The 20,545-nt window shown below is 47.4% G+C and carries 11 protein-coding genes and 1 tRNA gene; 3 read left to right on the plus strand and 9 right to left on the minus strand.

Annotated features, from left to right (window positions below; all coding sequences use genetic code 11):
• The 4 genes from ALKIM_RS0111675 to amrB form a co-directional block, all read right to left on the minus strand.
• The gene (locus ALKIM_RS0111675; protein ID WP_026474813.1) at window positions 1-3,852 is read right to left on the minus strand and encodes a translocation/assembly module TamB domain-containing protein; all 3,852 of its coding nucleotides are present in this window, start codon (window positions 3,850-3,852) and stop codon (window positions 1-3) included.
• Window positions 3,853-3,879: 27 nt separating this feature from the next.
• Entirely contained in the window at window positions 3,880-5,649 is a 1,770-nt protein-coding gene (locus tag ALKIM_RS0111680; RefSeq protein WP_044118284.1) for a BamA/OMP85 family outer membrane protein, read from the minus strand.
• Window positions 5,650-6,006: 357 nt separating this feature from the next.
• Entirely contained in the window at window positions 6,007-7,026 is a 1,020-nt protein-coding gene (amrS, locus tag ALKIM_RS18375) for an AmmeMemoRadiSam system radical SAM enzyme (RefSeq protein ID WP_044117909.1), read from the minus strand.
• Window positions 7,027-7,091: 65 nt separating this feature from the next.
• Window positions 7,092-8,504, minus strand: a complete 1,413-nt coding sequence (gene amrB, locus ALKIM_RS0111690; protein ID WP_026474815.1) for an AmmeMemoRadiSam system protein B — start codon at window positions 8,502-8,504, stop codon at window positions 7,092-7,094.
• Between the two features lie 319 nt (window positions 8,505-8,823).
• Here amrB and ALKIM_RS0111695 point away from each other — a divergent pair.
• Window positions 8,824-8,896 (plus strand) — tRNA-Lys (locus ALKIM_RS0111695).
• A gap of 702 nt (window positions 8,897-9,598) precedes the next feature.
• Complete coding sequence (locus ALKIM_RS0111705; RefSeq protein ID WP_052345532.1) at window positions 9,599-10,843, plus strand: APC family permease; 1,245 nt, start codon at window positions 9,599-9,601, stop codon at window positions 10,841-10,843.
• A gap of 344 nt (window positions 10,844-11,187) precedes the next feature.
• Here ALKIM_RS0111705 and ALKIM_RS0111710 read toward each other — a convergent pair whose 3' ends face one another.
• The 5 genes from ALKIM_RS0111710 to ALKIM_RS0111730 all read right to left on the minus strand — a co-directional run bounded on the left by ALKIM_RS0111710 (window position 11,188) and on the right by ALKIM_RS0111730 (window position 18,488).
• Window positions 11,188-13,128, minus strand: coding sequence for a tetratricopeptide repeat-containing sensor histidine kinase (locus tag ALKIM_RS0111710; RefSeq protein WP_026474817.1), 1,941 nt, complete (start codon window positions 13,126-13,128; stop codon window positions 11,188-11,190).
• A gap of 110 nt (window positions 13,129-13,238) precedes the next feature.
• Window positions 13,239-13,739, minus strand: a complete 501-nt coding sequence (locus ALKIM_RS0111715; RefSeq protein ID WP_026474818.1) for a hypothetical protein — start codon at window positions 13,737-13,739, stop codon at window positions 13,239-13,241.
• Between the two features lie 206 nt (window positions 13,740-13,945).
• Entirely contained in the window at window positions 13,946-14,311 is a 366-nt protein-coding gene (locus tag ALKIM_RS0111720; protein WP_026474819.1) for a hypothetical protein, read from the minus strand.
• 563 nt (window positions 14,312-14,874) lie between these two features.
• On the minus strand, window positions 14,875-17,346 hold the full coding sequence (locus ALKIM_RS0111725) for a helix-turn-helix domain-containing protein (RefSeq protein ID WP_026474820.1): 2,472 nt from the start codon (window positions 17,344-17,346) through the stop codon (window positions 14,875-14,877).
• Window positions 17,347-18,041: 695 nt separating this feature from the next.
• Window positions 18,042-18,488 carry a nucleoside deaminase gene (locus ALKIM_RS0111730; RefSeq protein ID WP_026474821.1) on the minus strand — a complete coding sequence of 149 codons (447 nt, stop codon included), beginning with the start codon at window positions 18,486-18,488 and terminating at the stop codon, window positions 18,042-18,044.
• Between the two features lie 284 nt (window positions 18,489-18,772).
• Between ALKIM_RS0111730 and aspS the strand changes: the two genes are divergently transcribed.
• Complete coding sequence (gene aspS, locus ALKIM_RS0111735; protein ID WP_026474822.1) at window positions 18,773-20,536, plus strand: aspartate--tRNA ligase; 1,764 nt, start codon at window positions 18,773-18,775, stop codon at window positions 20,534-20,536.
• The last annotated feature ends 9 nt before the right edge of the window (window positions 20,537-20,545 follow it).

Here is a 20,545-nt window from a genome sequence, read left to right on the forward strand (position 1 = left end):
TTACCTTTCAAATTTTATGATTACATCCACACCAGAGTCTTTCACATCGCCATGCATCAACCGTAGCGAGAGCCTTCTGCTCAACTCATACTCCAGCGTTATGGTTTCGGGTGTGATGGCGTCCTGACCCGATTGTCCAAAGCTGCGCTGGTAGGTGACAAAAAGGTTGTTTGTGATGTATTTTCCAACCATAAAGGTAGTGTTTTGCCAGTTATCTCCTGCATCAATTTCAATCATGTCGAGGTTAAAGGTGGAGCCAATGGTTTTGCTCAATTGTGATGAAACCAGCCCCGTGAGCAGGCGCGAAGGTACCGCGTTGGATACCCCCTCCTGGTTGCCGTAGCTTAGCTCGTCAAAGGGTTGCCCAAAAAGCAGATAGGCCATGGCATCGGCCTCGGGTATGGATTGCCGGTCGAGTTCAAACTGGATGTCGGGGTCGGATGCTCTGCCACCTACAATGAGCATCAATTCGCGCTTTAATCTGTCACGGGTTCTGAAAGCATAAGCAGCCCGCAGGTTAAGCTGCGGATCAAAGGCATCTCCACCTGTAAAAGTGAGTTCCCCTTCGCGCACATTGAGTTTTTTCCCATAAAGGGTATAGAAACCCCGGTGAACCCCCAGCGTGCCAAAGAGCTCGAATGCCTCACTGTTTTTAACAACGTCGAGGTTTCCATAGAGCTCCATCTGCATGTCGGGTGAACGCAGCCAGGTGTTGCGCGGCACATCGAGTCTGATGGTGCCGGTAACCTGTTCCATGATGCCCGATTTAGGTTCGGTGCGTTGTCGCACTGTAAGGGTGGTATCTGTTAAAATCACATCACCCGAACGCTCCTTAAGTGCCTGAACCAACAATGGGTCATTCAAGTCGGCTGACTCATGGGCTAGTTTCATGATGGCCGGAAGGTTAAAGCTGGATCGCAACACTTTGATATTTCCGCCAAAGCGCGGGTTGTGATCCACATCCCTGAAAAAGGCATCGGCATCAATTTGAATTTGAAAATCACGATGACGGGTTAAGTAGAATTGATTGGCACGCAGATTCATATTGGCCGACTTCATTTTACCTGTGAAGAGTGAAGAGTCCATTTCTACAACTCCACTGGCCAGAAGTGTGCCATTGAAGTGGCGCGCAAAAATCGTGTCAATAAGGATTTGGGTGTCGTCGATTGAAAGCTTCAGGTGCAAATCCTTGTAGTCGATGCCATATTTTGGCAAAGGTAGTTCGCCATTTGTGATGTCGATTTTTCCTTTTATGATGGGGCTGCTCACATGCCCTTCACCGGCTATGTCAAAGGAGAGCAATGCTTTTGGTTGCTGCACGCCAGGCATGGTTTGAAAGAAGCCGCTCAACCTGGTATTGCTGGCCAACAGGTGTGCTTTAAACGTTTTGGGCCACGATATGAGAAGGCTGTCGTTCAGGGAGATGGTCAGTGGCGATGCGGCTCTGATTTGGATGGAATCGCCAGTAGCATTGTAGATGGCAGCCCGAATGTGGGCCGTATCGCCCGGAAAGTGCAAATTTGCCTTAAATCCGGAAATGGCCAGGGGGTCGGCTTCGATGTTGACGAGGCTCGTGTTTCCGTTGATGGTGAAGGATTGGTGGTTGCCGTTAACGTCAAGATTTAGGGTTGCACGACCTTTCATGTATTGCTCCGAAAGGCCGAACATTGAAAGCATCTCCATGTTAAAATCCTTGATGCGGGCATTGAGTCTTATGGAGTCTCCCTGTTGGTAAACGGCATCAATACCCAATTGAAACAAAGCGTCGCGTTTGTCGTTAAGAATAAAATCATTAACTGCAACACGTTTGTCGGAGTATGTGATGCGGGCAGGTGTGTCTGAAGTTTGTAAATGGGCAAATGGTGTTGTCAGCGATAGTTTTTCCAACATCACATCCATCACATCGCCAAGGTTTCCCCTTGCAGCCAGATCAATTATATAGTCGGCAGGCAGGTAGGCTATAAGTTCTGTAGCCCAGAGTGAGTCTGCCAGCGAGGCATTTATTCGCAGGGAGTCCGACTTAAATCCGGATATTTCAAATCCTGAGGCATTAATCAATGCATTAACAAACGGCGTGTTTTTTTGCCATAAACCATCTGAGTTTAGGTGTAGATGGTTAACAGTGAGCGTTGTATCCATTTCAATGTGCGAAGCAATGGCGTGCAGGTTGAACGTGAGTGAATCTGTTCTGCCACCCAATTTAGCGTCAACGGTGAGCGTGTCCCAGCTAACCGGCTGTGTCACGTAGTGCTCAAATGCCGATGTGTTGGCAATTTTGCCTTTAAGATGCGCGCGTACATTGCCCTCAAAATCGTAGATGGCGTTCAGTTGTGCTGTGAGCGACTGGTTTGAAATTGATAAAGTGTCAAGTGTCAGCCTTTTATTTTCGTAATGCCCGAAAAAAGTCAGCGAGTCAACCGGGATATGTTCAATGATGGACTGGGATATTTTTGCGTTGAACTTTGCCGATCGCTGTTCGGAAGCAATACCCTGCCCCGTGGCATTGAGGTATAAAGTCAAAAGCGTACTGTCAGCATATTGCGGCACAATGGTGTGTAGCGCCAGATTTTTGGTGGAAAGCTCAGCCTTAAAAGGGCCATTGGGCGTGTTCAGGTCAAAGTCGGCAAGCAGGTCAAGGGCGCCAAAAACACCGCTTATTCGGATGTTTGCATTGGTTTTGCCCGCAGCATAACGCAGTTCCATCAAACCCCTCTCCAGAAAATAGTTTTCCCAACTGGTGCCATGCATGTTACCCGAAATAGTAAGTGGTGGCGACGACTTTTTGATGCCGTTGCCGCGGATGTTCAACTGGGTATTGAGCACCAGAGGTATTGGCTCTGTTTCTATCCAGTTATTTGGTCGCAGATTGCGGATGTCGAGGTTTAAATCAACGGGTACTGTGTGCCGCAGTGAATCGCTAAGCAGTGCCGAAAACTGTTTTACCATGCCGTTTAAGGCGATGGATTCATTGCTGTGGGCAACTCTTATTCGGAACTTCAACGTGTCGTCCTGGTTTGTGGCTTCAAAGTGTAAGTCTGGGGTGGCCGGCAGTTTTATGTCGGGCAAAATAAAGTCAAATTCCTTCATGTGGATGTCTGGCCACTCCAATTGAGCGTTAAACGCGTCGAGGTCTTTGTAACGCGCATCCAGATTAATCTCATTGAGTGCAGTTGTCAGCCTAAAATCGCTAATGACCCATTGCTCAAAGTCAGACTGTATGTTTACAGTGAAATTTTTCAAGATGAGGTTGGGGGCATGGCTTTCAAAGCTGAAGGTTTTTAGATTTAGTGCCAGCTCATTGGACGAATAAAAAGCGCTGAGGTTAAGTGTGAGGTTATCAATCCTCCCGGGAGCCAACGACTCCGGAATGTTGAGATGAACCTCTCCTTCTGTTATGAGCAGGGCTTGCAATCTTACCGAATAGGGGAATGGCGCAGCAGCAGTAGTATCAGCAGGTGTCTCTGAAGGGCGTATGAGCCGCGAGAAGTTCCAAACGGAGTCTTGGTCGAGTTCAATGTTAACCCTTGGCCTGAGGAGTTCTATTTCATCTATTTTAATCTGTTTTTTAAGCAGAGCGAGTGGGGTATATCTTAGCTTAAGGGCATCAAAGGAGATGAGCGTGTCGCCATCCAAAAAAAGAACAGAAAGGTTTCTGATTTCGAGGTTGGTGAAGAAGTTACCTCTTATCTCGTCAACGTGTATCGCCCCATTGATGTTTTCGCCCGCAATTTCAATGGCTTTTTCCTTTACAAAATTACGAAACCACGCTGTTTGAGTCACGGCCAGGGCGCCCATCACCAGTAAGAATAGTGAAAGAAAAAACCAGAGTATGATGTTGAGCGCTTTTCTCATCTGTAAATTAAATCTAAAACATAGGGACTAAAATGCGTGTCCAATATTCAGGTGAAACTGCCATTTTGCGGAATCGTCCCATACGGGACGAGCCACATCAATGCCAATGGGGCCTATGGGCGTGGCAAAACGGATGCCACCGCCAGCGGCATAGCGTATCTCCGAGAGCGTAAAGTGCGACGCCTGACTCCAAACATTTCCCGCATCCAGAAAGGCAACGATGCTCAGCGGCCCTGCTATCTTGATGCGCGGTTCAAGAGAGGCTTCTATCATGCTCTTTCCACCGGCCGGAATGCCCAATTCATCGGTTGGCCCCAGCTGTTGACGCCCCCATCCCCTCACCGAGCGACTGCCTCCGGCAAAAAAACGCTCCTCAACGGGTATCGTTTTTGCGGAGCCGGTTGGGTTTACCGTACCTGCTTTTAGTTTTATGGCCAGTATCAGATGGTCACTAAGCCTTTGGTAGTTTTTTGCTTCAAACTGATATTTCAGAAAGGGATATTTGCCGCTGAATATAGAGGTGTTCGCTTTGGCATTTACGGCTACAGTCCACCCTCTTGCAGGGTCGAAACGTGGTCGCGCATTGTCATAGAGTAATCCGGTAGCCGCACCTGTTTTGGTGTATGTGCGGCTAAGTATTGTCAGGTCTTCAATGAGGGCCAGAGAGGTGGTGTCTAACCGCACTGTTTCTGAATAGAAGTTGAGTGAGCCGCTGAGCTTATCGGTAATTTTGTTGAGCAGAATCAGGTTTGAGCTGTAGCTGAAAAGCTCATAGCCGGGTTCTTTTTGTTTCTTTATGGATGGCGAAAAAGCAACGGTGGAGTTGGGGCTGAAAGCTGCCGGTTGTGTCAGTGTGGCCTCCACCCGGTATGGTTCCAAAGCCGAGTGTTTGGCGTAGAGATTCAGTCGTCTGGCGCCGCCGGTAAAGTTGAGCACCTGAAAATCTACAAACGTGCGAAACTGGTCTTCCCTGCCATAACCCACCCCCACACGCGTGGAAGTGCGCGGGGCTTCTGTGATGTTGATTTGCACTGGAATGGTGTCTTTCATGTCGCGCGAAAGCATGGCCCGCACCGAAGCAATACGGAATGTGCCCAGCTGATATATCTGTTGTTGCGATCGGTTGAGCTTCTCTCTGCTGTACACATCACCCGGTTTGTAGGCAAGCTGCCGCCTGATGATGCGTTCAGGTGTCCGCTTCTGTCCGCTGATGGTGGTTTCGCCAAAATAGCTCTTTGGCCCGGGGCTCAAATTCCAAATTACATGCGCTGTATTGACCGCAGTATCTGCGATAATTTCCGGCTCCAGCTCAGCGTATGCATAGCCATTCTCCACCATGCGTCGTGTGATGAGATCGCGGTCGTTCCAAATAAGGTTATCCTGAAAACGCTGACCTACGCGCACCTGAAGCAAACTACGCCGGCGCGTCGACAGCTCCAGCAACCGCTTGTTCATGAGTGTGTCGGGGCCGGTGAATGCTACCGAATCAATAACCACTGGTTCGCCTTCGGTAAGTGGTATGGTAAGTTCTGCCTTGCGACCATTTCTGCGCAGTTTTACAATCGGTTCCCCAATTTGTATGTGGATAAAACCTTCGGATTGATAGAAATGTCTCAACTCCCTCACATTCATGTTGTATGCGTCTGTGTTGAAGTACGAAGGGGTTTTTCCAAAGAGCTTTTTTCCGGTCCAGGTTGCTGCAGTAAACGATATTTCGGAAGATAATTCTTTGTTGCTGTAGGTTTTGTTGCCACTAAACTTCAATTTTCTTAGTTCAGGGTCAACTTGGCCGCTCATGTTAAAACAGATGGCGGTCAGAAATGCAATTGTGAATATTTTAAGGGTGCGACGTTTCAATCAAATTTGGTTTTTAATGATGGATTAAAATTAAGCTAATTATCAGAGACTTTTAAATTTAAATGCAGAGATAAATTGAATGTTTGAAAGCTTCGTTATCCGTTTCAATGGTATTGAAAATAGACCATCAAAATCGTTGTGTTAAACAATTATGTATGCTTATTTTTGAACAGTTATCACTCTACGTTCAAAGATAGAGATTTTATCTGTTTTCCGGAATCCATAACCATGCCTTTGGCTATAAATGCGCTGTTAACACGCGTTGGTATAGCTTACTTCTAACTGTTTGCTCATCTGTTAATCAAATATGCCCGGAATTATGGTTTCGCATACCGGACAGGTGTTTACCCGAAGGTGATTTTCCATCAGATGGTTTCCCCTTCGGATGATGAGGTTGGTGTTACAGTTGTGACATCTGGTTTTTTCCAGGTCGTTTCCGGGCATGTTGCCGGTGTAAACGTATTTTAGGCCGCTGCGGGTAGCAGTTATGGCAGCCTTTTCTATGGATTCAACAGGAGTGGGGGAGAGATGGTTCAATTTGTGCGACGGAAAGAACCTGCTGAAATGCACCGGGGTGTCCTCAAAACCGTTGTCAACCAGCCAACAACACATCTTCTCAATCATCTCAATGTTGTCCGTCCAGCCCGGAACAATGAGGTTGGTGATTTCGAGCCATATGCCGGACTCTTTTATGGTTTGCAATGCTTTTAGCACTGGTCTGAGTGATGCGCTGCACAGCTTGTGATAGATGGCATCGTCAAAACATTTGAGGTCGATGTTGGCAGCGTCAATCACCTGACAAAGCTCCCTCAATGGCCTGGTGTTGATGTATCCCGACGATACAAGAATGTTGGCTAATCCGGCATTTCGCGCTATGCGGGCAGTGTCGAGCATGTACTCATAAAAAACCACCGGATCGGTATAGGTGTAGGATATGGAGGTGCAGTTTTGATTTTTAGCGGCGGCAACCAGTTCCGCGCTTGTGAGCCAAACCGCATTTAGGCCGTCAGGTGGCGACTGTGAAATGGTATGGTTTTGACAGTTAAGGCAGCGCAGGTTGCAGCCGTTGGTGGCAACTGAAAATGTGGATGTGCCGGGATGGAAATGGAAAAGGGGCTTTTTCTCGATGGGGTCGATGTTTATGGCACATAGGTTGCCATAGGCCGTTGTAACAAGCTTTTTATTCACATGTTTGCGGGTGCGACAAATACCAGTATCTCCCTCACCGAGCAAACAGGCGTGAGGACAAAGCAGACAGCGCACTGAGTGGTTCTCAACCCGCCACCATGAAGCATCATTATAACTTTGTGACGTCATTGTTATACGTTTGACTTGTTGCGTACGATTTGAGTCGGCTGGCCATCATCACTCAAGATATATACTCAACTCTCTTCTTTTATGACGATGGCTTCATAGATGTAAATGTCTGCATTTTTCCAGCCATCAACACCAATGCCTGCCTTATCGCGTGCGCAGCGACGCAGCATCTCCAGCCTGTCCCAGTTCATGCGCTCGGCCACCTGCGGCAGAAAGGTACCGTGTCCGTGTTCGCTCTTTACAATGATGCCGTGCTTTCCCGGTATAATCTCTTCAACGCTGTTGACTTTTACAGGCGGCGTCAAAACAGATATCTCGATGGTGGCATCGGGTAGCTTTTCCTTTTGAAGGGGTCTGAACCGGTTATCGTCGAATGCGGCGGCTCTCGCACATCGATCCACCACACGCCAGAGAGGCTCATCTTCTCCAATATGGCCGATGCATCCTGCAAGTTTTCCTGCTTTGTATAACGACACAAATGCCCCGGCTGGTTTTTGCAATGACGGAGTTTCTGAGACTGGTAAATCATCTGTGGCAGTGCCATCAAAATAGGAGGTAATGCTTGCCCTGGCGCGCACCAGCAGCTCCTTTCGGTTGGCAACCGACAATGAAAAATCAGCTGCATGTTTATTAACAGCCATAATGGCGTGATAACCTACTACACTGCTTTTGTCGCCTATGGGAGTGTCCCCAGAGTTTTCGTAGAGCACATTCTCAAAGGCAATGTTGTTGCATTCTGTGGTGATGTAAAGCATTGTTAATACCGCCGACCAGCCGCATAGCGAGGTTGTTAACCCTTCAATGTGCTTCGATTTATGCAATTCAAGGGTTTTCAGTAAACTGTCAGGGTCGTTTTTGAGTATGGCATTGGCAGTCTCCCTGTCAGTTGCCACAGCATCATCGTATGTGGGATAGTGTGAAAAATCGGTGCTGATGATGAACAGGTTTTCCGGCGTAAACCAAGGCTTCAATACTTGCGCCATCTCTTTGCAGGTGGCCGGGTCGCGGGTGCCAATCAGTATGGGAATAATGTTAAATGGTTGATTTAAATGGTATTGCAGCAGTGGTAGTTGTACTTCGAGGGCATGTTCCTTTTCGTGCGCCATGGGGTTAAAGGCAAAGAATGGCGAACTCAATGCCAACTGCTCAGCGGTGGATGTATCTACCTTCACCTCGCCCAATGGTGTCCTGAAAGCGGTGCCAAGATAGATTGATGCTCCATCGAAGCCCATCCGGTGGCTCGAACCGATGAGGAAAATCCGCTTAAACCCACTGTTTGGCTCAATCAGACTGATGCCTGCCGCCGCAACCCTGCCCGAATAGATGTAGCCGGCATGCGGAAGTATCAGCCCTCGCAACTCTATCGGATGGCTAATCTCGGGCAAATCATCAAACAAAAGCGCTATCTGCGCACGAAGCTTCAATGGATCCTCGTCATAAAATAATCCCGAAACAGCAGGTTCTCGTATTATCTTCATGGCCTGATTTTTTGTTATCAAAAAAGTTGTTCTTATTCAAATATACTATAGATACTGTTAGTCTGAGTGCCGTAATTCGCCACCCTTCAAAAGTCCGATAAAACACATTTTTTGTAGGTTTTATCTATCTTTCATTAAAGTTACGGAAAATTTACCCGAATTGCTTAAAAAAATTATCATGTTCAAATTGCTTTAAATGCGATGGTTAGGGTGATGAGGTTGTAGGGTGTCAGAAAAAAACTCATTTTTTTTATTTTGTTGTGTTGCGAGATTAAAAATAAGCACCTATTTTTGCAACGCAATTAAGCAAAACAGGGATGACTCAGTAGCTCAGTTGGTAGAGCACATCCCTTTTAAGGATGGGGTCCTGAGTTCGAGCCTCAGCTGAGTCACAAGAGAAGAGAGAGATTGTCGCGCAGATGGTCTCTCTTTTTTTATCGTATAATGTTGTTGGGTTTGCGCCACGATGTGGCAAAATTTTTCAGCCAAAATCCGCGCCGTTAGGTGCGAACGTTCGGTAGAAAACATGTTCGATGCCAATCGCCCGCCCCAATGGGGGCGGAACATGCATCATGTACATCTCCTTTCTACCGAGCGTTGACCCCTGACGGGGTCGTGAACATGGCGCAACATAATTGCAATAACCTTCTTCAATAAAAACCTTTGCGCCTTCGCGTCTTTGTGGTTATTTACCTGCTTCTTTGTGGTTTACAAATTAAGCTGCCCCTTCAGGGCGCCATGTTTTCCTGCAATTAATCACCCGGGGCGCTGCCGCCGGGCTGAATTAACTAAGGCCTTCAGCCTATCCATCAAGACAATTCACTTTTCAAAAAAAACTTTGCGCCTTCGCGCCTTTGTGGTAAATAATGCACCGCTGCCGCCGGGCTGAATTAACTAAGGCCTTCAGCCTATACAACAAGACAATTCACTTTTCAATTAAAACCTTTGCGCCTTCGCGTCTTTGTGGTTAATTTCCTGCGCCTTTGTGGTTAATGGTTTGCGCCTTTGCCGTTGAAATTGCATATTTACAGTCTCACTTTAAGCGAAGCCCTTAATCTAAAACCCCTTTATTTTCAAATGAAATATTTATCAACATGACAAAGACCAAAGAACTCATTCGCGCCCTCACCTTGAAAGATGCCGTGGGCGTTGGATTAGGTGCCATAATTGGCGCCGGCATATTTGTGGTGACCGGCGTGGCTGCCGGCGTGTCGGGGCCTGCATTTATTGTGGGACTGGTGATTGCCGGATTCATTGCCGCCTTTAACGGGCTGAGTTCGGCCCAGTTGGCTGCGGTATATCCACAGTCGGGTGGCACCTACGAGTACGGCTACCGGTTGCTGACTCCCGGTTTTGGCTTTTCGGCAGGATGGATGTTTTTGATTAGCAAGCTGTCGGCAGCAGGGGTGGTGGCCATCGGCTTTGGAAGTTATTTTCACCAGTTGGTGCCTTTGGTTTCACCCGTTTATTACTCTTTGGCAGCCGTGCTTCTGCTCACCCTGGCCAACTACATCGGCATTCAGAAGGCCGGACGAATCAATCTGGTGATTGTGTCGGTCACGCTGCTGTCGTTGCTCTATCTGGTATTTAGTGGCATCGGGGCGGTTGATGTACAAAACTTTAAGCCGTTTGCGCCTTTTGGCTTCATGGGCGTTGCCGAGTCGGCGGCGCTGCTCTTTTTTGCCTTTACGGGGTACGCACGCATCGCCACCTTGGCCGAGGAGGTGCGCGAACCTGAAAAGACCATCCCAAAAGCAGTCATCATCACCATTGCAACCGCCATTCTGCTTTACGCCGCCGTGTCGCTGGTGGCCATTGGTGTGATTGGTGCCGGCGCAATGGCCAGTACGGCCTCGCCCTTGCAGCGTGTGGCCGATGGGCTCACAACACCGGGCGTATCGCTGGTAGTCACGCTGGGCGCTTCCACCGCCATGTTGGGCGTTTTACTGAGCCAGATACTCGGCATCAGCCGGATGATGCTGGCCATGGGGCGCCGCAGGGATTTGCCCGCATTCTTCGAGGCCATCCACCCAAAGAACCGAGTGCCACACGTTGGCATCTTCATCACCGGATTCATCATTCTGATGCTGACGCTGTTTGGAACTTTTGAGTTCATTGTACGGGCAGCTACTTTCACCATCCTGCTTTACTACAGTATTACTAACATTGCCGCGCTGAAACAGCCAAAGACGCAGCAGTTTTATGGCAAGGCAGTGCCTGTGCTGGGACTTATCGGCTGTTTGGCCATGTCGGTGGCGTTGCCAATAACTGTGATGGCTTCGGGTGTGGGACTTCTACTGATTGGTTTTGGTGTGCGGTATGTGGTGAAGCGGTTTTAACCGCAAAGGCGCTTTTAATAACCACAAAGGCGCGAAGGCGCAAAGTTTTTTTTGAAAAAAGTTGTCTTGTTAGATAGGCTGAAAGCCTTATTTAATTCAGCCCGGCGGCAACGCCCCGGGTAATTAATTGCAGAATAACACGGCGCCCTGAAGGGGCAGCTTAAACTTTAAACCGCAAAGAGGCAGGTAAATAACCACAAAGGCGCGAAGGCGCAAAGTTTTTTTAAAGAAGGTTGTAACAATTATGTTGCGCCATGTTCATAGACCCCTTTAGGGGTCACCGCTCGGTAGCAAGGAGATGCACATGATGGCTGTTCCGCCCCGATGGGGCGGGCGACTACCCATTATTTAACCTGCTCCTGCTCAATGGTTACCTGTGTTTGTTTCTGGATGGCGGTGGCAGGCATGATAACCCTGAAGGTAGAGCCTTGCCCTAGTTGGCTTTCTACTTCGATGCGGCCATTGTATATTTTCACAAAATCGCTTACGAGCGATAAGCCAAGCCCCTGGCCGCGCTCGTTGCGTGTACCCCACTCGCGGCTTGTGCCGGTGAACACAAAGAGCTTCGATTTTTGTTCTTCGGTCATGCCAATGCCGTTGTCGGTGACTTCAAGCGTTACGTGATTGTTGGTGTAATCCAGATTTATGGCCACCTGACCATTCTCGTGGGTGAATTTTATTGCATTGTTCACCAGGTTGCGAATGATGGTGCCCCAGCAGTTACTATCGCCCTCAACATCTATTTCGGGTTGGGGTGCGTTGAGCAACAGGTCTATTTTTTTCGACTTGGCCGTTTGCCCGTACACGCCGATGACAGTTTTGGCCAGCCCCACCAACTCCACAGGCTCGTTGCGCACCTGGTAAATGTTTTGTTGGTTCACACTCCAGTGCAGCAGGTTGTTGAGCAGCGACTCCACCTCGCGCGAGGTGGTATAGATGGATTTGTTTATCTCTGTGGCTTCGGCAATTTCGTTCTCCTTTATGAGGATGTTTGCCATATCGGCCAGACTGCTGATGGTGCCAACGGGACCCCGCAAATCGTGTGATATTATTGAGAAGAGCTTGTCTTTGGAGAGGTTGGCTATTTCAAGATTCTTTTTGTTACGCTCAAGTTCACGCCTTTGGCGCATCAGTTTTTTGTTGAGATTGTTGTTGCGCTGGTATGCCCGAATTACATAGAACAGAAGCACACTGATGATGAGTAGCCCTGCGCAGATGAGGTATATTGTTCTTTTAGCCACCAGATTGTAGGTGGTAAGTTTATCTACTTCAGCCTGTTTAAGTCCTACTTCAAACTCCGTACGCATGTTGGCCATGCGGTTGATTACGTCCATGTTTACAAGGCTGTCGCGCAAGGTGTAAAACTCTTTCAGGTAGTGATAGGCTTTGGTGTAATCGCCGGTTGAGCTGTATAACAGGGCAAGATGCTCATAAATATCCCTGTTGTTTTCCGCATTTTGTAATTTATTGGCCAGCGACAACGCTTTTAGTCCATAATTGGCGGCCATATCCATATTGCCTGATTGGAGCTCATTTTTTGATGCATATATGTTGTAAGTTGTTAGCGTATAATAGTCGTTGGTATCTTCTAATATATTAAAGGCTTTACTAAGGAAGAATCTTGCCGAATCAGGTTCGTTTAATCTGATATATAATGCTCCAATATTTCCATATGTGTATGCCGCTTCAATTAAATGATTGCCTGCTTCAAAATACTTAATGGCTTTTTTGTAATACAGTTTTGATGAATCGTTTTGTGAGATTTGATAATATATGTTTCCAAGTTGCAAATAATAAACAGATAAATATCTATGACTGTCAGTAGATGCTAAGAAAGGGAGAGCACTTTTAATATATTGTATGGCTTGTTCATAATTATTTCTCAATCTAAATACATCAGATAATGCATAATAAGAATATCCTACCTCTTTTTGAAAGTTATTATCGAGGGCAATTTGCAGGCTATTTTGCAAATAGGTAAGCGCTTCTTCCGAACTGTTTAGAAAAATAAGAGACTGTCCTTTCTCATAGAAGCCATAATACTGATAATATGGATTCTTGGCCTTCTCGGCCTTTTCAATCAGTTTTTCGGATAGTTCAAGACATGTTTGGAAGTCAGAAGTGTTGTGGATGGCTAATAGCAATAATTCACATTGACGTAAGGTTGATAATTCTGTTTCGTTTTCCAATACCCAAATGCAACTGTCGGCCACAGCTTTATCCCGTCCATGGGCGGTTAGCCCAACAGCACATGATAAAAGTAGTATGATGACAATGCGATACATAACAGGATATTTGGTATCTAAAAATATAAAAAAAGTCCTGTAATTTTTACTTTTACAGGACTTTATATAAAATTAAATGTATTGCTGCTTTGAATTTTAATGCAAAAGACTTAGGGCACTCTAATGAAAGGAGGTAGAGGGTCTCTTGTGTCAATGCCTTTAATGTCAGGGTTTTCGTATAGTTTGCGGGTGTCAGGTATCTCAACAGAATATGAGATTTCGCCTTCACCTTTGTAACCTACTTTCGCCACCCAGGTGCCCCTGGCTACTTGCTGAGGTTTTTCGGCAAGTAGAAACAAATCACCGTTCAGGTTCACGTTGGTTATATCTTTAACACCCGATTTGGGGTCTGCCTGCCACACAATTTCCGCACCATACCCTGCACGAGTAAATATGCTTCGTCCCTGTTGGCCTGAGCCATCACTGTAAACCAATTCCCCATCTACTATCGATACCGTGATGGTAACTGATTTATAAATTGTATCAATGTCACCAATGATGGATTCGCTGGTTGCAAAGTCTGCCGCATCGCTGATTTCATGTTCAGAAAGCTGAGAGCAACTTGCCAATAACAGGCCTAAAGCAACAAAAAACAATGAGAACTTTTTCATTAAGTTAACGTTTTTAAATTAGGTGGAACTTACTGTCCGTATCAAACGGAGCACACTCGCATGATGAGTGTTTGTTCCTGATTAAGGTTTAATACGTATCATGCACGCATCTAAAAGCCCTTGCCATTTTGGCTAAACAGAATGGCTGAATTGTCAATCATTCAAATGCAATTTGACTGATTTCTATCGGCTTTGATTTTTAATACTTAGGGTACTCTTAATCTAGGAGGTGGTGGGTCTCCCAATTTCTGTGCCGTCATATCCTCTTCGTGGGCGCAATTTTCGCATTTCAACACGTTCACATCGTAAGATATTTCGCCTTCGCCATGGTCGGCAGCGCGTGCTTCCCAATGGTCAAAATCCTTTTTGCGAGGTTTGCCGTTGATAATAGAGGTATCACCTTTAATGATAATGCCGGTAATTTCGGTGAGTCCTGAGCATTTGTCGAGCTTCCAAACAATCTTGGAGCCGGGCTTTGCATGTGAGACAATGCTCTTTCCGCAATGCCCTTCCGAGTCACGGTACTCAAGATTCCCGTTTACCTGTTTCAGGTAGATGGTAACTTTTGCCATAAGGGTTTGTTTTTAGTTTAAAAAATATCTGTTCGGAATTATTCTTAATTTTTTTGCAGAGGTTGTTGCTGAATAATTTTAATGCATTAAAGTCAAAGCTGCTGTACACGCCATGCACATTGGGTTTTAAGCGGCCGCCAAACTCATCGCGAAACGGTTTTGGCGCTCTATGGCATTGCGAATAGATAACTGATTATCCCTTTGTGTACTCAAGCCAAAAACATGAATTGCACTATTGACAACTTATTCACTCTCTGCTTATAGAATTATTAATAATTCAAACATTAGGTATAAAAATAGTAAAAAGATGAATTGAACCAACTCTTTATGTTGAGATATATTATTTATTGAGGGTTTCACTCTAAGTGAAGCCCTCAATAAAAGAAACATTTGAAGCCCTCAATAAATGATTAGATTGTTTTTTTCTTCCGTTTTATTACATCTGTCACTCTAACCATATAACATCTAACCATAAACATATTGAGGGTTTCACTCTAAGTGAAGCCCTCAATAAAAAGAAAGAAGTGAAGTCCTCAATAAATGATTACTAACCATCTAACCATCTAACCATCAAGCCGCATGTGGGCCATCACCATGCGTATCTCGCCAAATGAGAAGTCATTGCCCAAAGCAATTTTGGCTTCGGTGAGGCTGGCAAATTGCTGGTTGTTCAATCGCTCTTTTATCAGCTCTACCCGCTCGCGAGGCATCAGTTTTTGTATCTCAATGTCGCCCTTTTCAATGGCTACAGCCAGATGTCCTTCAATGGTGGTGGTTGCCAGGCCGCGTTTTTGCGCAATGGCATCGGTTGAGAGTCCCATCTTAAACAGATCGAGTGTTGTTTTCCAGGTGGGAATTTTTGGCTCCTTGGGTTTATCCGGCTCACGTGAGAAATCGAGTTCGGTGGTAGCCATCTTTTTATCTACCCGGTAGGTCTGAATCAGTTCCAGAATCTCTTTTCCATAGTGGTCGGCCTTTCGTTTGCCCAAACCTTTAATTTTCAGCAACTCTTTGATGGATGTCGGCATTTTGTCGGCAATCTCAATCAACGTTTTGGTGGCCATCACAATGTAAACGGGCATCATGGCCTCATCGGCCTTGTTGTTGCGCCAGGTGCGTAGCAGCGCGTAAAGTTCGGGATGGGCCGATGCCGTCACGTTTGTCTGGGTGCTGCGGGTGGCAGCTTTTTTGGCCACGGCCTTCTCTATCTGGCTTACCGATTTGGCCGAAAGGTATCTGCTAATGGTGAACCCGCCGCTACAGGCGAAGAGGCAGGCACGGTGGGTTTCGTAACTTTTGGTGATGCGCTCCAGCGTGTCTGTGAGTGTTTTGCGAATGGCTTTGTTGTCGGTTTCGGGCTCTGGCTCATCAAGTAGCTTGCCTACTGTGGCATTCAACTGTTGCAAAAAGTAGTCGCTTCCTTTTTGCACGCGCTCTTGCAGCATGAGGTTCTCCTCTACGGGTGTTTGCTGATGATAGAGGCTTTGCAGCTGCGACTTGAACTTCTCGGCCACAGCAGTGATTTTTTCCTTAAACTGAAGGATGGTTTCGTTGAGCACATCGGGCATGGTGCCAACCACCACCTGACTGTGATTTGCCACCTCTTTGTGCAGGTAACTCAGTTGTCGCCACAATATACTGAAGTCAAACAGTTCGGTGATAAGCTCCTGCTCGTATTCCACCTTCAACTGTCTGATGCGCTCCGGGGTGGGCGAGTGGTTGCTGGCCTGCTCAATGTAGCTGTTAACCGATTGGCTGCTGATGATGCTTCTTTCGTTGATGGGCGAGGCGAGCACCACTCCTTCGAGGGTGCGGCAGCGACTCAGCGCCACGTAAACCTGTCCGTGGGCAAACGCAGCGTTGGCATCAATAATGGCATGGTCAAAGGTAAGCCCCTGACTTTTATGGATGGTGATGGCCCACGCAGGCTTGAGCGGCATCTGTACAAATTTGCCAATAATGGATTCTTCAATCTCGTTGGTGGCTTCATTGATGGTGTATTTGTAGTTTTGCCACTCTACCGGCTCCACGGCAATGGGCTCCTCCAGGTCGTCGCACTTCACGTAAACGGTATTGTCAGTGATGCGCTCTACAATGCCAATTTTTCCGTTGAAGAAAAGCTTCTCGCGCGACACATCGTTTTTGATGAACATCACCTGGGCGCCCGGTTTCAGCGTCAGCGATGCTTCGTTGGGGTATGATGATTCGGGAAATTCCCCTTCGGTACTTGCCCGGAACGTGTGTGGCTTGGTGGGGATGGCATCCAGTTTCTCCCGGTTGATGGATTCGGCCTGTCGGTTGTGCGAGGTGAGGGTGATGTATCCTTTGGGCGCTTCAAAGTTGGGGATGTGTCTGCTTTGCAATATGTTTAGCCCCACAGGCGTGAGGCGGTTTTCTCTTATTTGGTTCAGCAGGTCGATAAAAATGGTGTCGCTCTGCCTGAAAATGTGCGTCAGCTCAATGGTCTCGGGCGGAAACAGCTCCAGCACCTTGCTCTGAAAAAAGAATGGCCCTTTGTAGTAGGTTTGAAGCAGTCGCCACTCGTCATCTTTTACCACGGGAGCCAGCTGTTGCAGGTCGCCAATCATCAACACCTGCACCCCGCCAAAGGGGCGGGCACGGTTGCGGAAGCGGCGCAGCACGCCATCAATGGCATCCAGCAAATCGGCCCGTACCATACTAATCTCATCAATCACCAACAGGTCGATGCTACGGATGAGGTTCAGCTTTTCCCTGCTGAAACGGTAACTGTTTTCGGGCTGCTGCTCCTGTTGGGGCAGGTATTGGTTGGGTATCTGTGGGCCAAACGGCAGCTGAAAAAAGGAGTGGATGGTTACACCTCCCGCATTGATGGCAGCCACGCCCGTGGGCGCCACCACAGCCATTCGCTTGGGCGATTGCTCACGAAGTTTCTTAAGAAAGGTGGTTTTTCCCGTTCCGGCTTTTCCGGTTAAGAAGAGATTCTTGCCGGTGAATTCGATAAATTGGCGGGCCAGGTCGAGCCGGGAAAAGGTGTTTGTTTCACTTAATGACATGCTGCTCAAATTTGTCCTATAAAGATAGCCGTTTTTGGTGAACTGCAAAGGCGCAAGAAATTAACCGCAAAGGCGCAGGTGATTAACCGCAAAGGCCCGAAGACGCGAAGGTTTTTTTGAAAAATGAAATTGCTTGATGGATAGGCTGAAGGCCTTATTTAATTCAGCCCGGCGGCAGCGCCCCGGGTGATTCACCGCAAAGGCGCAAGGGCGCAAAGTTTTTTTTTGAAGAGTGAATTGTCTTGTTGTATAGGCTGAAAGCCTTATTTAATTCAGCCCGGTGGCAGCGCCCCGGGTGATTAATTGCAGAAATACATGGCGCCCTGAAGGGGCAGCTTAAATTGTAAACTACAAAGGCGCAGGTAATTAATTATAAAGACGCGAAGGCGCAAAGGTTTTTATTTGAAAAAGGTTGTTGTAATTATCTATCGCACCTCAGGTTTAATACTGTTTTTCTGTTACCGCACCACCACTTATCACATCTGCAAAATATGAATCACCTAACCCCTCAACTCACTCTCCCTCAACCCTAACTATTAACCCCCAACTCAAAACCCTCAACTAATAACCCTAAACCCTAAACCCTCAACCCCCAACTCCCAACCCCCAACCCAAAACTCTCAACCCTCAACTCCCCACCCTCAACTATTAACTCCCCAACTCAAAACTCCCCCAACTCAAAACTAACAAACCTCCTACCTCTTCCGTTTGAAAAACTCTCTCACCAATTCGCTGCACTCATCTGCCATTATGCCGCTTAGAACCTCCGTTTTGGGATGCAGTGGTGAGGGACTGAGACGCAGGTATCCGCGTTTTTCGTCTGCGGCGCCAAACACAATGCGGCCAATTTGCGCCCAGTTTAGTGCGCCGGCGCACATGGGGCAGGGCTCCAGTGTGACATAGAGCGTGCAGTTGTTGAGGTATTTGCCGCCCAGGTTTTCGGTGGCAGCGGTGATGGCCAGCATCTCGGCGTGGGCAGTTACATCGTTGAGCGTCTCGGTGAGGTTATGTGCCCGGGCAATGATGCGTCCTTCGCTCACAATCAATGCCCCTACCGGCACTTCGTCCTTGGTAAATGCCTCTTTGGCCTCTTTGTAGGCCTGTTGCATAAAGTAGCGGTCGGTGAAGTCTATTTTATTCATTCAGTTGTGTAGGTGTTTAGATGTCAGAGTTTATGTGTTGGTTTTTATGATGTTTTAGTTTTTTAGTCGCTAAAATTCGGAATAGCATACGTCTGGTCTAATGTGAGAATGTCATGTTCAAATAACAGAAAAAGGTACATCCCCCAATGTTTTATTAAACATTAAAATCAATCTATCCAATTTTATGTGTATCATTTTTTTTCTTCCTATTTTCGCAAAGATATTCGAATTTATACAAATCGGTGAAAACGGGCTTTTTTGCTCATAAAGAAAATATAAAGAATATGTACAGAACTCATACTTGTGGTGAACTACGGATTTCTGATGTAAACAAACAGGTGACTCTGTCCGGATGGGTGCAGCGTGTGCGTAACCTGGGCGGCATGACCTTCATCGACCTGCGCGACCGCTATGGCATCACGCAGTTGGTGCTTAACACCGAAACGCAGCCCGACCTGAGCCGCACTGCCCGCGAGCTGGGTCGCGAATTTGTGATTCAGGTGGTTGGCTCTGTGGCCGAGCGCAGCAGCAAAAACAGCAAGATACCAACCGGTGATGTGGAGATTATTCTCGACAAACTGAATATCCTCAACAAGTCGGCTGTTCCGCCATTCACCATCGAAGATGACACCGATGGTGGCGACGAGTTGCGTATGAAATACCGTTACCTTGACTTGCGCCGTAACCCCGTGCGCCGCAACCTGGAGCTGCGTCACCAGATGGGAATTGTGATTCGCAACTACCTTAATGAGAAGGGTTTTTTGGATATTGAAACGCCGGTGTTGATCAAATCTACGCCGGAGGGTGCCAGAGATTTTGTGGTGCCATCGCGCGTTCATGCCGGGCAGTTCTATGCCTTGCCGCAGTCGCCACAGGTGTTTAAGCAGTTGCTGATGGTGGCAGGTTACGACCGCTATTTTCAGATTGTGAAGTGTTTCCGCGATGAGGATTTACGTGCCGACCGTCAGCCCGAGTTTACCCAAATAGACTGTGAAATGGCCTTTGTGGAGCAGGAAAATATCCTCAATACTTTTGAAGGATTGACCAAACACATGTTTAAAACCATCAGAGGCGTTGAGATAGAAGGTGATTTTCCGCGTATGAGCTATGCCGATGCCATGGAGCTTTATGGTTCCGACAAGCCGGACATCCGCTTTGGTATGAAGTTTATCGAACTTACCGATGCGGTTAAAGGCAAAGGCTTTAAGGTGTTTGACGATGCCGAATATGTGGGCGGCATTTGTGCCGAAGGGTGCGCAGCATATAGCCGAAAGGATATTGATGCACTCACCGACTTTGTGAAGCGCCCACAGATTGGTGCCCAAGGTTTGATTTATGTGAAATACAACACCGATGGCACCCTGAAATCATCGGTTGATAAGTTTTTTGATGAGGCTGAGCTTAAGCGCTGGGCTGAACGCATGGGAGCAAAAGAGGGCGACATGCTGCTGATTCTTGCCGGTGTCAAAACCAAAACACAAAACGCGCTGTGTGAGTTGCGCCTCGAAATGGGCAACCGCCTTGGCCTGCGCGACAAAAATGTGTTTGCACCCCTTTGGGTAGTTGATTTTCCGCTTCTGGAGTGGGATGCCGACACCAAACGTTTCTATGCCATGCACCACCCGTTTACCTCGCCCTTAAAGGCCGATGTGGCCTTGTTGGATAGTGATCCCGGCAAAGTGCGCGCCAACGCCTATGATTTGGTGATAAATGGTGTGGAGTTGGGAGGTGGTTCCATCCGTATCCACGATGATGTGTTGCAGCGTCGCATGTTCGAGGTGTTGGGCTTTACCGATGAGGAGGCTCAGGCGCAGTTTGGTTTCCTGATGAATGCCTTCCGTTATGGCGCACCGCCGCATGGTGGCATCGCTTTTGGTTTCGACCGTCTGGTATCTCTCTTCGCCGGTGTGGACTCCATACGTGATGTGATTGCATTCCCCAAAAACAATGCTGCCCGCGATGTGATGATCGATTCACCTTCGCCCATACATCTGAATCAACTGGAGGAGCTAAGCATTCGCCTGGATGTAAAAAACAACCCGCAATAGCAATGCTTT

It is taken from the genome of Alkaliflexus imshenetskii DSM 15055 (assembly GCF_000517065.1).
In the GTDB taxonomy this organism is placed as follows: Bacteria; Bacteroidota; Bacteroidia; order Bacteroidales; family Marinilabiliaceae; genus Alkaliflexus; species Alkaliflexus imshenetskii.

Coding starts and splice junctions, on each gene's coding strand:
- ALKIM_RS0111725 (WP_026474820.1), bottom strand. CDS start 17,346: ATGTCATTAAGTGAAACAAACACCTTTTCCCGGCTCGACCTGGCCCGC.
- aspS (WP_026474822.1), top strand. CDS start 18,773: ATGTACAGAACTCATACTTGTGGTGAACTACGGATTTCTGATGTAAAC.
- ALKIM_RS0111680 (WP_044118284.1), bottom strand. CDS start 5,649: ATGAGCGGCCAAGTTGACCCTGAACTAAGAAAATTGAAGTTTAGTGGC.
- ALKIM_RS0111720 (WP_026474819.1), bottom strand. CDS start 14,311: ATGGCAAAAGTTACCATCTACCTGAAACAGGTAAACGGGAATCTTGAG.
- amrB (WP_026474815.1), bottom strand. CDS start 8,504: ATGAAGATAATACGAGAACCTGCTGTTTCGGGATTATTTTATGACGAG.
- ALKIM_RS0111675 (WP_026474813.1), bottom strand. CDS start 3,852: ATGAGAAAAGCGCTCAACATCATACTCTGGTTTTTTCTTTCACTATTC.
- amrS (WP_044117909.1), bottom strand. CDS start 7,026: ATGACGTCACAAAGTTATAATGATGCTTCATGGTGGCGGGTTGAGAAC.
- ALKIM_RS0111730 (WP_026474821.1), bottom strand. CDS start 18,488: ATGAATAAAATAGACTTCACCGACCGCTACTTTATGCAACAGGCCTAC.
- ALKIM_RS0111705 (WP_052345532.1), top strand. CDS start 9,599: ATGACAAAGACCAAAGAACTCATTCGCGCCCTCACCTTGAAAGATGCC.
- ALKIM_RS0111715 (WP_026474818.1), bottom strand. CDS start 13,739: ATGAAAAAGTTCTCATTGTTTTTTGTTGCTTTAGGCCTGTTATTGGCA.
- ALKIM_RS0111710 (WP_026474817.1), bottom strand. CDS start 13,128: ATGTATCGCATTGTCATCATACTACTTTTATCATGTGCTGTTGGGCTA.